A 13,121-nucleotide genomic window follows, 5' to 3' on the forward strand; every position below is an offset into this window, starting at 1 on the left:
TGATCCATGTAGACCCAATAGACCAGGCGACGACCGCCTCTTCGAATACCGGACGCTCGTCGTACAATAGATCCGAGATGTTCGCTGAAGTCGCGGTTCCAATCTACATCAGGCAGACATTCACATATCGCCTGCCGGGCGATATGGCTGCGCGCGCCGAGATCGGTTGCCGTGTGCTCGTGCCGTTCGGTAAGAAGTTTCTCACCGCGTTCATCGTCGACCTGCACGAGAGCTTGCAAAGCGACGTCGATGAATCCGACATCAAAGAGGTCGAAGAACTGCTCGACGAATCGCCGGTCATCACCCGCGAGATTCTGGAGCTAACGCGCTGGATTTCCGATTACTACTTCGCGCCGTGGGGCGAGTGCCTGAGGGCCGCCCTGCCCGCCGGCGCAATTTCGATCAGCGAACAAGTGCTGACGCTTACCGAAGCGGGCCGTACTGCGCTTGCTCACCAGAGACGCACACATGACGCGTCGTCGAAGCAGCGCGCACTCGAGCTTCTAGCCGGCGAAGGCTTTGTTCCATCACGGCAGCTCGAACGCGAGTTTCCGAAGCCCTGTGCGGCCGCTCTCATTCGGCAGCTCACCCGCGACGGTTTGATCAGCGTTTCGCAGCGCATCGCCCAGACGCGTATGAAGCCGAAGCTTCACAATGTTGTGCGTCTGATTGACCCGGGTGAAGATCAGAAACCTCTTAACGAGAAGCAACGTCGAGTCGTCGAGGTTCTTGCGTCTGCAAGCGATGGGATGCCGTTCAGCGAGTTGCTTGACGCCGCAGATGTTTCGTCGTCCGTTGTGCGCACGCTCGAGAAGCGCGGCGTTGTAGAAGTGTTCGCGCGCGAGATTCGCCGTGACCCGCTTGCTCACATCGCTAAGGAGGAGACGGCGCCGGTCACGCTCACCGCCGAGCAGCGACACGCTTTCGACCAGATAGCCGCAAAGATCGATGAACGCCAGTACTCGACTTTCCTTTTGCACGGCGTCACCGGAAGCGGCAAAACTGAGATCTACATCCGCGCGATGCGTGACGCGGTCAACCGGGGACTCACCGCGCTGATGCTTGTGCCCGAGATTTCGCTGACTCCCGTCTTCTCTCGCCGATTGAGAGCGCAGTTTGGCGAAGCGGTTGCCATCCTTCACTCGAGCCTTTCTGAAGGCGAACGCAACGATGAGTGGCGGCGCATCAAAGACGGGGACGCGCGAGTCGTAATCGGCACTCGTTCGGCGGTGTTCGCTCCGCTCGACAAGCTTGGCGTGGTCATCGTCGACGAAGAGCACGACGGCTCGTACAAGCAGGGTGAAACGCCGCGATACCACGGCCGCGACACCGCGATTGTGCGAGCCTCGCGAGCCGGCGCAGTCATCGTGCTGGGTTCCGCAACGCCTTCGCTCGAATCGTTTCACAACGCGCACGCGGGCAAGTACGTCTATCTCAGGCTTGAAGCTCGTTACCGGGATCGCGCGCTCGCCGAAGTCCAAACCGTGGATATGCGCGAGGTGTTCAAGCGTCACGGGAAAGCGCAGACGTTGTCGGACGAGTTGAAATCGGCGATCGCCGAGACGTTTGCGCGAGGCGAGCAATCGATGATCCTGCTAAACCGGCGCGGCTTCTCTTCGTTTTTGTTGTGCCGGTCGTGCGGGCTCGCGATTCACTGTCCCAACTGCGATGTGACGCTGACCTATCATCGCTACAATTCGAGCCTGCAGTGTCACTACTGCAACTACATCAGGCCGGTGCCGCGCGTGTGCGATGCGTGCGAAGGCGAATACATTCACTACGTCGGTCTGGGAACGGAGCAGCTCGAAGCGCAACTCAAAGAGATGTTTCCCGAGATGAACATAGCGAGGCTCGATCGGGATACGACACGAAGGCGCGGCAGCTTCGAGCAAATCATAATGGAATTTGCCGGCGGGGGAATCGACTTGCTCGTTGGCACGCAGATGATCGCCAAGGGTCACGACTTTCATAACGTGACTCTTGTGGGCGTGGTCTCGGTTGACGCCGGGCTGGGGCTACCCGACTTTCGTGCAGCCGAGCGAACGTTTCAACTGCTCACTCAAGTAGCGGGACGCGCGGGGCGAGGCGACCGGCCCGGGCGCGTGATAATACAAACCTATCACCCGGAGCACTACTCACTCGTATGCGCACGCGACCAAAACTACGAAGAGTTCTACCGGCGAGAGATTGCCTTTAGGCGCACGATGCACTACCCGCCGTTCTCCGCGTTGATCAACGTATTGATCCACGACAAGGATCACGATCGCGCGAACAATACCGCGATGGACTTCGCGCGAGAGCTGCGCCAAGCCGCGAAGGGTTCGGACTTGCGAGTGCTGGGCCCCGCGCCTGCCGCGATCTCGCGAATCAAAGGCGAGTACAGGTTTCAAGTCTTGATCAAAGCTCAGAGCCGGACGCGCGCGCGCGAAGCGTTAGACGTGGCCATGGACCGGGTGGCAGCGGACGGCCACAACCCACGGTCGATTTCCGTTGAAGTCGATCCGATGAACTTGATGTGAGCTGGGTGTATGGTTCGAATCGGAGCGCCCGCGTAGTGGCTCTATAGTTTGGAAATTTTCCCCGAAGGGGATCCGTCCTCCAGCCCAGGGTTGCGGTACTCGGCTACCCTGGGCAAAGACGGCGATGAGTTCCGACAACCCCGAACGGGGTTGTGGCATAGCTCTGCATGAAATGCGTCGTCCTGAAACTCGATAAACGATAACGATTCGAGACTATCGATCCGCTGGGTAGGTGTACACAACGAGGCTCGGCCGCAACCCCGTTGGGGTTGGGGAACTCGTCGCCGTCTTCCCAGGGTAGCCGAGTACAGCAACCCTGGGCTGGAGGACGGATCCCCTTCGGGGAAAATTTCCAAACTGTAGACCGCTCGTACACGGGGGCTGGCGGCACTCTAAGGCAACGAACCCTCGGGCACGAGCCAGGAATGAATGTCGATCACCAGTCTCCCAGTCTTGACCGTCGGGTCCCCTTCAGCCAGCGCTTTGGCCTCATCGATCGAGTTAACCTTGAACACAAATACTCCTGCGTACTCCCCGGCGTTCTCGAAGGGACCGGCAATCACCAGCTTGCCCGAGCTCGCCATGCTGTTGATGTGGGCCATGTGGTCTGCCTGAAGCTTTTCGGTTTCAGGTGTTCGCGTGCCGGTCCATTTCGGGCCGCGGCGCAGGAAAGCAAAGTAGTAAGTAGTCATTTTCATTGGCTGCGCAGGCGGCTTCATGACGCCCTTGGCGGCCCACCACTTCAGGACTTCCACCGAAAAGCCTCCCACCTTCACCAGGGGATCTGCTTCTTCCCATGCTCGCGCCTCCTCTGCAGAGGAAGCGTTGAGCACAAATACTCCGGCGATTCGCGTGTCGTCGCCGAATGGACCGGCGATCGCGGCCTTGCCGCTGGCTATAAGGCTTTGCACGTGTTTGGAATGGGCCGGGAAAAGCTGTTGCGCTTCAGCCTTCTGGGCGCCGGTCCAGTTTGCCGGTTTGACAAGCAAGCACAAATAAAAGGCCCCCATCTCGACTTTGAATTCTTGCGCTTTCGTAATCGAAGTCGGAACGGCAACCGCCGGCCAACACATGATGGCCGCGCACCCAATCAGTTTCCTCAAACTTGATCTCATCCTCACGCCTGGCCAGAGTTTCATCATCGGTTATTCCTCCGTTAATTGGTGTCCAGCTATTCTATTAACCGTTTGCTGCGCTTTCTTTATCTGTCGATTAGACGCGGCTGAGATCGAGCCTGACAGAATCATGTACGAGGTGGCCGCCTCGCACGCAGCCGCGCTGGGCTTGGGGGAGTTCGAAACCGATCTGCTCGAGATGGCAGGAGTCGAAAAGAACACGAACTTTTCTTCGCGAGCGTCATCACAGGACACCGGCTATTGCCGCTCATATCGAGGCTCTTTGGCTGGGCTCAGACTTCTGACGATGAACGGCGAGCTGCACCAAAGAACCACTCTTCTGAAGCTGCAGATTGACCTCTCTCACTTGAGCTTGAATGCAGTTCTCAAGAACTCCTTCACGCCCTCTCCCCCGGTGACGCTAAGCCAAACAGGCTCCTCTTGCCGGCCGACCTCAAGCTCGAAACGAAAGAACGAACAACACACTCGCTCGAGACTAATGAACTCAGCAATCGCGAGAATGTTCGCTTTTGTTCCGGGCAGTCCTACAGCATAGCCGTTCGCCAACTCGCGAACGTTCTCGGCTTTCGAAAACAGTTGCTTGTGCAGCTCTTGTTGTCGTATTCGTTCGGCCGCGGTCAATCCGAGAAGATTGCAAGCGATTGGTGGATCGGTCATTGACTTGCTCTCCGTCTTACCCTGTTGGGCTGGCCGTGCTTTGCCGGTCTGTTTCTGTTGCGCAGATGCCGAAGCGGCTACCAGCAGGGTCAAGCCTGCCGCCGACAGCAAGGCGATTCTTACGGCTGTGATCCGGTTGTGCATAGCGTTCTCCTTAAGTTTTCGATTCTCGATCAAAGAGCTTGACGAACACGCACGCGGGGAACTGCTCGGGGCAATCGCAGCGGCTCAGGCCATGATGAATTGCCTCACGCATAGACTGGAGCTGGCGGATTTTCTCGTCTATCGCATTGAGTCTGGCCTCGGCGAGCGCCCGCATCTCCACAATTGTGTGAGCCCCGCTCTCGCGCATATCCAGCAGCGATTTTATCTCGGTGAGAGTGAAGCCCAATCCCTTGGCTTGCTTTACGAACCGAATCGACATCACCGCGTCCTCGGTGTACTCTCGGTAACCCGACGCGCGCCGGCCGGGCTTCTTGAGCAGTCCGAGTCGCTCATAGAGACGAACCGTCTGAACGTTGACGTCTGCCTGCGCCGCTACTTGACCGACCGTCATTACAAACCCCCACCCCGCGAATTTGTATTATCAACCTTGTACCAAAGTATAGAGTCAAGAAGATTCTGCGGGAACCCGTTCAGAGTTCACTACTTCGGTGAAGGTGGCTTTGGGATCGCGTCCCATTTCATCAGAATACTCTCTGTGGTGGGACCATTCTGCTTCAGCCACGCACTCATCTCGTCTCCAACTTTATTTCCGTAAATGCGATGCGAATAGATCACGGCGCTGCCAACCCCATCATGCATTCTGAACCTGGCGAACGCCACCTCTATGAACCCAGGACGACCAAAGATCACAACCACCAAATGCTCGGCTAGCTTGTCCTTGGTCCTGGGAACCGAATCAGTCTTAACAACCAATGCCTTGTTCGCTTTATAGTTCTCAAGAACAGCGTTCGCTGTAGCAGCAAGAGCTTCGCCGTCTTTCGCTTTTCGATAGAACAGCATCGTCACCATGTCTGTCCACGCTTTCAAGTCCTCCTGGCCGTCCGGGGTATATTCGTGTTGATCGTCTTTCGTGAAACGGTGAAAGTACTTAGTGTCAGCAAACGAGAAGGCTGCGACTTTCTCTTTCTTGTCCGCGGCCTGGGGCAAGAATCCGCTAGCGACACTTTGCGCGAAGAACATCGCAAAACAAGCGAATGCGATTTTAGATTTCATGTTGGTGATCCAAACAGCTTCTTATTGTTTCGATTGACCTTGGAGCGGAAGGGAGTTGGCGGACTCGACGCTGGCCACTATCCTGCGCAGGATCTCGGGAAGCTTTTTATCGTCGACCCATCTCACGACGACTACCAGATCGTGAACTGGATCCACGAATGAGATGTTGGTGCCGGCGCCGAGAGCCGCGAAGCTGTTTGCCGGCATACCGGGGTACATCTTCTCGCCTGTGTTGAGCCACCACATGTAGCCGTAGTCCTGCTTCAACTCGCACGGCGTCGTCGCCATCGCGATCCACTTCTCCGAAATCAACTGCCGGTCTTTCCACTTTCCGCCGCGGAGGAACAGATATCCAAACCGCGCCAGGTCGCGAGAGCTGATCCACATTCCTCCGCCCCAGTGACCGCCGCCGCTCACCGATTTCATGGTTTTGCCGTCGATCTCAACATCCGAGTTGCGGTAGCCATTCCATTGCCAGCCGTCGGAAGCGCCGATCGGATCCATGATCATTTCCTTGAGCACCGCCGGAAGCGGCCGCTTCCAGACTCGCAGAGACGACAGCGCTACCCGGTTGACGCGCACGTCGTTGTATTCCCAGAAGCTGCCATGCTCTTGAAGCTGGCGGTCGCGCCCGCGCCTCCTGTCAAAGGTATCGGGCTTGTCCCACAGTGTGCCTTCCCATTCGCTGGTCTGCTGAAGCGACTCGTGCCAGGTGATAGCGGCGTTGTGCGCGCTGTCGTAGCCGCCATCCTTGACGTACTTACTCACGGCATCGCTGGTGCTCTTGATCAAGCCCCGATCGAAGGCCAGGCCAACGGTCGTCGACACGAAGCTCTTGGCCGCGCTGAACGACATATCGACTCGCCGTGTGTCTCCGAACTCCGCGACGATGTAGCCGTGCCTCAGGACCACGAGGTTGATGGGCGCGCGCTCCTTCGTCGGTCCAACGATTTCACCTGAGCGCTCGGTGGTCGTTCGCCTGGTTATGTACTCGAGCGGGTCCTTGCTGAAGACGGTCGTTTCGCTTGCTCGCGCGAACTGCATAGCGTCCTCGAGCTTAGCGCTATCCATCCCGGCTTCTTCAGGGCGCTTGTGTTCCCATCCGTCGCCGGCCGGCGGATAGTAAAGCGCTCGGCTGGATTGCCTGGCGTCGTCGATGTCTACGGCAAGCAATCGCTTGGGCTCGTGACCGACAGGAATCGTAGCGACAACCTTCTTGGTGCGCGGGTCGATTGCGGAAACGGTGTCGTCGAGCTGATTGCTGACCCACACCAGGCGGCCATCCGGACTGATGGTGATCCAGTTCGGGACGCGGCCCACGTCGATTTTCGCGAGCTGTTTCAGATCCGGCACTGAAAAGGCGTAAACCGCCTTGCCTGCCATGCTCGTCACGTATAACTCGCGCTCGTCGGGCGTGAGCGCGAGCCCATGGGTGAGAGTGTCGTAGGGCGGGATCACGGTGCCCGGGGGCAACGCCGGGAGCTCCACTCGACGAATCGTTTTTCCTTCTTTGAGGTCGACCACTACGAACCCGTGCAACTTGGACAGCGCAACATACGCGAGCTTTTGGTCTCTGCGAAGCGCTATCGGGCGAACCCAATCGCCCGGCGCGATCTCATTGATCTGCTTGTGCGTGGCGGTGTCGTATATCGTGATTCGCGAGCCCGCCATCGAGCCCAGGTACAGCCGCTTGCCGTCCGCCGAGACATATGTGTTGTGCGGCCACGCGGGCGCCTTCATCCGGTCGATCACTTTCATCGTGGTTGTATCCACGACGTCGATCGCCGCATCGTTACGCAGCGGCACGAAGACCTTGCGGCCATCCCGGGTGATCGATACTTCATTCGGGGCGCGGCCTACCTTCGTGCGCGCGGTCACCCGATTAGTCGCGGTGTCCACGGCGACCAGTTCGTCGGTCCCCTCGACGCTGATGTACAACGTGCGTCGATCGGGCGAGAGGACTACGCCGTGCGGGTTTGCGCCGACATTGATACTCCCGACGACTTTCATCGTCGCCGGATCAATGACCGTGACGTCGTTACCCTTGGAGTTGGTGACGTACACCCGCGCAGTTCGGCGATCGGCGGCGCCGGCGGCCGATGCCGCCAGAAGAACTAGGGCGATAGCGATAAAGGTGAGCTTTGATGATTTCATAGCGGCCACATAATACACGAAACGGGCCGTGGTTTGAACACGGAAAAACTATAGCGAACACCCGCAACTTTCAGTTGGAGGGGGATTGTACGCTGCCTAAGCGGTAGCGTTAATTTGCCCGCCGCAACTGCGCGCTCACGCTGGTCCGTCGCCGCGAGAGCGCTGTGGTATCATCCGTTTTTCATGTACATCGATTCGCACACACACATTGAGGGAAGCGAATTCGACGCCGATCGCGAAGCCGTCATTCAACGCGCGATTGACGCTGGAGTCGAGATCATCGTGTGTGTAGGCGACGGCGAAGTAGCCGCAGACTCGCACGCCGCAGCGTTTCGCATCGCCGAAGAATATCCATTCATCTACACCACCGTCGGCGTTCATCCGCACGAAGCTCGCCTGCTTGACGACAATCTCTACTCGAAGCTGATGGATCTTTCGCAGCATCCAAAGGTGATCGCGTGGGGCGAGATCGGGTTGGATTACCACTACGATAACTCGCCGCGCGAAGTGCAGCGCGAGGCGTTCCGAAGACAGTTGCGAATGGCCCGCGAGCGTCATCTCCCGATCTCGATTCACACACGCGAAGCGGAAGCCGATACGCTCGCGATTTTCGACGAAGAGTGGAAAGACTCGGGACTCGGCGGAGTCATTCATTGTTTCACCGGCACGCGCGCGTTTGCGGAGGCCGCGGTCGAGCTTGGCTTCTCGATTTCCTTTTCGGGAGTGATAACTTTCAAGAAGGCCGAAGACCTTCGCGACACGGCTCGTAGTCTGCCTATGGACAAAATGCTGATCGAGACTGACGCGCCGTTCCTCGCGCCGGTGCCTTATCGCGGACGGCGCAACGAACCGGCTTACGTAGTGGAGACCGCGCGAGCCATAGCCGAGCTTCGCGGCGCGGAGCCTGAAGAGATTGGTCGAGCGACAACGGAGAATTTCAAGCGGCTCTTCAAGCTTTAGTGAGAAAGCCTGAGTTGCATCTGGAACAGAGAGGCGCCAATGGAAATAAACCGTCTGAGTCGACGCGAGGCGCTTCAAGCGATCGGGGTGCTGACTGCCGGAGTAGTACTCGGTCCGGGCTGTACGCGACGAGTCCGACCCTACGTCGTAGACCCACCCGTCGGCATCGGACGCAACGCCCGTCGCTTCACGCCGGTCAACGTAGCTCCCGAGCGCGTGATTCGAACCGTAGTTGGGCTTCGTCCTTTTCGCCCGTCGGGTTTCGTCGTGCGAGCTGAGTCTATCGGCGACAAGCTATTGGTTCACAACTACGGGCACGGAGGCGGTGGCGTGACGCTCTCGTGGGGCACGGCCCGGCTGGCGGCCGACCTGGTTGCCGAATCTGGCCGGACCGGAACAGCGGCGGTGATCGGCTGCGGCGCGGTTGGCCTCGCGACAGCCAGAACCCTTCAGCGACGAGGCTTCGACGTGACAATCTATGCGAAGGATCTCCCACCCGAAACGACTTCAAACATCGCGGGCGCCAGTTGGTTTCCGTCTCACGTTATCGACGAAGCGCGCCGGACGCCGGCCTTCGACGCGCAGTTCGAACGCGCGGCTCGATTCGCGCATCGCGCTTATCAGTTGATGATCGGCGATGAATACGGAGTTCACTGGCGAGAGCAATACGCCCTCAGCGACGCCGAAGACGACGACGGGAGCTTGCCGTGGGACTACGAGATGCTGCGCGACTTGTTTCCAGCGGGGCGCACTTTGAAGCGATCCGAGAATCCGTTCCCGGCTCGCAGTGTTCAAGTGGACAACATGATGTTCATAGAACCGTCGGTATATCTAACGGCCGTGCTTCGCGATTTTTATATCGCCGGCGGGCACGTCCGGCGTGTTGCGTTTGTGGAACCCCGCCAGCTTGCAAGCTTGCCGGAAACTGTCGTTGTGAACTGCACCGGGCTTGGCTCGCGCGAGTTGTTCGGCGATCGCGAGATCGCTCCGATCAAAGGTCAGCTCCACGCGCTGATACCGCAACCCGAGGTCGACTACGCGATGGTGACCGGAGGGCTGTACATGTTTCCGCGACGAGACGGGATAATGCTAGGTGGAACATTCGAGCACGGAGTAGAGACGCTCGAACCAAATCCCGAAGCCGAGAAGCGCATCATCGCGGGTCATCGGCGAGTTTTCAGTGGAATGCGTTGACGAATCATTGCCTCTCTACGCTACAAAGTCAGTGCCGCTCCGTCGGCGGGAGCTTGAGGTCAAAACACGAAACGAACTACGAAGCATGGAGTGTGGTAAAATCGCGCACTAAGAGGTACTGGAAATGATGAGATACCAATTAGAGAGATTCCTCGGCGCGGGCGGGTTCGGCGATGTCTGGCTCGCCACTGATACAGTGACGAACCAAAACGTGGCGATCAAATTCTTGCGCCAAGTGTCGCGTGAGAATCTGCAGCGCTTCCAAAGAGAGGCAAGGATATACTGGCAGGAGCAAGACAATCAATTCATTGTTAAACTGCTCAATTACGACTTTAGTCTGCCAAACCCGTACATGGTCTTAGAGTATTGTGAGCGTGGATCACTTCGGTCTTGGATGCTTTGCAATTGGTACGATGTAGCGGTAGCGATTCAGCACGCTGCACTTGGCTTAGCATCTATCCACCAAAAGGGTGGTATCCATCGCGACATAAAGCCCGACAATCTGTTTGTCTCAAGAACCGACAAAGGGCTCAATATCAAAGTCGGCGACTTTGGTTATGGCAGACTTCCTTTTCCCTTTACAAATTCAGTAATGACCTGTTCGGCACACGGTACGGACGGTTATATCGCTCCGGAACTATATTGTGGAAGCGAGTTCAATCCGAAATGCGACATCTACTCATTGGGCATCACTGGAATAGAACTCATTACAGGGTCCAAGGAGAGAGACTCGATAACACGCCCCTGGATTTCTGGAGAGGTCAAGGACCTTCTCATTAGAATGACGAGCAGCAAGCAAGAGAAACGACCGGACGCCGAGGTTGTCGCAGATACAGCTAGGACTATCTGCCAGACATATCAATCCAATTTCAAGACTGTGGCCGCTATTGGGCTGGGACTGTTGGCCATCGCACTATTTAGTCCGAAGAGCAGGAAATAGAATCGGGACTAAGGTTGTAATAGCCTCCCTCCTCCTTGCCCTTGCACATCCGCTCTGAAATAATCAGGGCTTCGTATACAACGTATGATTTTACCCAAAGATATCCAAGAAGCCGTTCGATCTTCGGAAGATCAACCAATCCGTCTCACCGATCCGGAAACGAATAGCGAATACGTTCTGGTGCCTGCAGACCTTTATGATCAGATACGGGATTTGTTCTACGAACATTCAACGCTGACGCGGGATGAGAAGCGCGCGTTGATGCTGCAGGCGGGCTTGCGTGCTGGATGGGACGACCCGGAGATGGACGTCTACAACGATCTGGATCCCCGCCGACAACAATGAATGTCCAGCACGGCGATATGGTTCTTCCAACTACATTCGCACACGATGAGATCAGTCTCTTGTTGTTCGCGCTTCAGGGAGGTGACTCTGCTTCTTTGCCCGATGCGGCATCCTGCGAAGAAGCTTGCCCGGTCGTCGAAAGTATTGAGGAGTTGCTGTGCGGAGGGACCCTCGATCCTCAGCAACAACTCGTCCGGCATCTGAACAATCACCTTCGCGAAGCGCTGATTGAGTGCGGGATGTTCGAGCTGATGGCGGCAACTCAGCCCAGCGCAGCGCACGCGCCCTCGGTTGACGATCCTGTGAAGCTTCAGCAGGTGAACGAGCGGCTGGCCGGGTGGAGTTGTCAGATTACCTTCGACCACGCAGAGCGGCGCTTGCTGCACGAGGCTGTTTCGCGCCTGCCGCGTTCATCCTGGGTAATGATGCCGCAGACAATGTGGCGGCTGAGGAAAAAACTCAAAGCAAGGTAGAAGTTCTGGGGCCACTAACGTTAGATCATTTGTATCAACGCGGTCGCTTGGTTAATCTGAAAGCGCAATTGTAGTTCACGTCGAAAGGGGAACTTCAAATCAATGACTGCTCAGGCACAGCAACCAACACCAGCACTCTTCTTTGAAACCATCACTGCCTATCAACGCAGCGAAGCCATCAAGTCGGCCATCGAGCTCGACCTGTTCACCGCAATCGGCGAAGGCAATAACACCGCCGCCCAGATCGCCGTGCGCTGCGATGCTTCGAAGCGGGGCGCGCGAATACTCTGCGACTACCTGACGATGATCGGCTTTCTGACCAAGGACGGAAACGGCTATGGGCTGACTCAAGACTCGGCTGTGTTTCTGGACCGTCGGTCGCCCGCTTACATGGGAGGCGCGATCGAATTCATCTTGTCCGACCACATCATCGAGGGCTTCAGACACCTGACCGAATCCGTTCGCAAGGGCGGGACTGCCACGCCTGACGATGGCACGCTCGCGCCCGAGCATCCGGTGTGGGTCAAGTTCGCGCGCGCGATGGCGCCGATGATGCGGCCGGTTGCGCAGGGGATTGCTCAGTTGATAGACCCGGAAGCGAATCGCAAGCTCAAGGTTCTGGACATCGCCGCGAGCCACGGCGCATTCGGCTTAGCGTTCGCCACGCGCAACCCACACGCTGAGATCGTAGGCTTGGATTGGGCTAACGTGTTGGAGCTGAGCAAGGAGAACGCGAAGGCCGCGGGCGTTGCGGATCGTCACCGCACGATTGCCGGGAGCGCGTTCGATGTCGACTACGGTACTGGCTACGATGTAGTGCTGCTGACGAACTTTCTGCATCACTTCGGCCCGCCAACCAACGAGAAGCTGTTGAGAAAAGTTCGCACGGCGCTAGCTGAAGGCGGCCGAGCGGTGACGCTCGAGTTTGTTCCGAACGATGATCGAGTGTCGCCTCCAGGCGTTGCGGGATTCAGCTTGACGATGCTGGCAAGCACGCCGAGCGGGGACGCTTACACATTCGCGGAGTTTGAGGAGATGTTCAAGAATGCGGGCTTTGCGAAGAACGAGCTTCATGAGATTCCACCTGCGATTCAGCAGTTGATCGTGTCGCGGAAGTGAAGGCGCTTACGTGATGCAATCGCGCCACCTGGGAGATCGCGGCTATGAGTAAAGAAGAAGACTCTGTTGATCGGCCGGACGAAGAAGGCAAGGACACGAATAAACCGCGTCGTCATCCGATAACGATGGTGAACTCGCCCGAAGAAACCATGAGGCGCATGGCTTCTTTTCCAGAGCGGGCTGCGCAGTTCAGGGAGACTCTCCGTGCCCTTAGAGAAAAGAACTCGCGTTGAGTTCTTTCTGGCTATTCCGTGATACAATCTTGCCACCTGGGAGATCGCGGCTATGAGTAAGCAAGAATCTGTTGATCGGTCTGACGAGACGGCAAAAGAGACGAGTGAATCCCGTCGGCATCCGATAACAATGTCGAACTCGCGGGAAGAGACCATTAGGCGCATGCGTTCCT

13 protein-coding genes are annotated in these 13,121 nt (G+C 57.4%); 8 read left to right on the forward strand and 5 right to left on the reverse strand.

The window, feature by feature from the left end:
• Positions 1-77: 77 nt before the first annotated feature.
• A complete protein-coding gene (gene priA / locus AABO57_16325) occupies positions 78-2,519 on the forward strand; it encodes a primosomal protein N' (protein MEK6287308.1) in 2,442 nt (813 codons plus the stop codon).
• Between the two features lie 392 nt (positions 2,520-2,911).
• Here the strand turns inward: priA and AABO57_16330 are convergent, their stop codons facing one another.
• The 5 genes from AABO57_16330 to AABO57_16350 all read right to left on the reverse strand — a co-directional run bounded on the left by AABO57_16330 (position 2,912) and on the right by AABO57_16350 (position 7,684).
• Positions 2,912-3,622, reverse strand: coding sequence for a YciI family protein (locus tag AABO57_16330; GenBank protein MEK6287309.1), 711 nt, complete (start codon positions 3,620-3,622; stop codon positions 2,912-2,914).
• Between the two features lie 375 nt (positions 3,623-3,997).
• Positions 3,998-4,456 (reverse strand): hypothetical protein, encoded by a 459-nt coding sequence (locus AABO57_16335; GenBank protein MEK6287310.1) that lies wholly within the window; start codon positions 4,454-4,456, stop codon positions 3,998-4,000.
• 10 nt (positions 4,457-4,466) lie between these two features.
• On the reverse strand, positions 4,467-4,868 hold the full coding sequence (locus tag AABO57_16340; protein MEK6287311.1) for a heavy metal-responsive transcriptional regulator: 402 nt from the start codon (positions 4,866-4,868) through the stop codon (positions 4,467-4,469).
• 89 nt (positions 4,869-4,957) lie between these two features.
• The gene (locus AABO57_16345; protein ID MEK6287312.1) at positions 4,958-5,530 is read right to left on the reverse strand and encodes a hypothetical protein; all 573 of its coding nucleotides are present in this window, start codon (positions 5,528-5,530) and stop codon (positions 4,958-4,960) included.
• A gap of 21 nt (positions 5,531-5,551) precedes the next feature.
• Entirely contained in the window at positions 5,552-7,684 is a 2,133-nt protein-coding gene (locus tag AABO57_16350) for a beta-propeller fold lactonase family protein (GenBank protein MEK6287313.1), read from the reverse strand.
• Between the two features lie 114 nt (positions 7,685-7,798).
• On the opposite strand from AABO57_16350, the gene AABO57_16355 reads away from it, so the two are divergent.
• The 7 genes from AABO57_16355 (at position 7,799) to AABO57_16385 (ending at position 12,948) form a co-directional block, all read left to right on the forward strand.
• Entirely contained in the window at positions 7,799-8,644 is an 846-nt protein-coding gene (locus tag AABO57_16355; protein MEK6287314.1) for a TatD family hydrolase, read from the forward strand.
• 39 nt (positions 8,645-8,683) lie between these two features.
• Positions 8,684-9,838, forward strand: a complete 1,155-nt coding sequence (locus AABO57_16360) for an FAD-dependent oxidoreductase (GenBank protein ID MEK6287315.1) — start codon at positions 8,684-8,686, stop codon at positions 9,836-9,838.
• 124 nt (positions 9,839-9,962) lie between these two features.
• A complete protein-coding gene (locus tag AABO57_16365) occupies positions 9,963-10,778 on the forward strand; it encodes a serine/threonine-protein kinase (protein ID MEK6287316.1) in 816 nt (271 codons plus the stop codon).
• 84 nt (positions 10,779-10,862) lie between these two features.
• Positions 10,863-11,123 carry a hypothetical protein gene (locus AABO57_16370; protein MEK6287317.1) on the forward strand — a complete coding sequence of 87 codons (261 nt, stop codon included), beginning with the start codon at positions 10,863-10,865 and terminating at the stop codon, positions 11,121-11,123.
• Positions 11,120-11,596 carry a hypothetical protein gene (locus AABO57_16375; protein ID MEK6287318.1) on the forward strand — a complete coding sequence of 159 codons (477 nt, stop codon included), beginning with the start codon at positions 11,120-11,122 and terminating at the stop codon, positions 11,594-11,596. Before AABO57_16370 ends, AABO57_16375 begins: the two co-directional genes overlap by 4 nt.
• Before the next feature lie 102 nt (positions 11,597-11,698).
• Positions 11,699-12,715, forward strand: coding sequence for a class I SAM-dependent methyltransferase (locus tag AABO57_16380; GenBank protein ID MEK6287319.1), 1,017 nt, complete (start codon positions 11,699-11,701; stop codon positions 12,713-12,715).
• A gap of 44 nt (positions 12,716-12,759) precedes the next feature.
• Positions 12,760-12,948: a hypothetical protein gene (locus AABO57_16385; protein ID MEK6287320.1), complete on the forward strand. Its 189-nt coding sequence runs from the start codon at positions 12,760-12,762 to the stop codon at positions 12,946-12,948.
• The last annotated feature ends 173 nt before the right edge of the window (positions 12,949-13,121 follow it).

Source organism: Acidobacteriota bacterium, from assembly GCA_038040445.1.
Classification (GTDB): Bacteria; Acidobacteriota; Blastocatellia; order UBA7656; family UBA7656; genus Onstottus_A; species Onstottus_A frigus.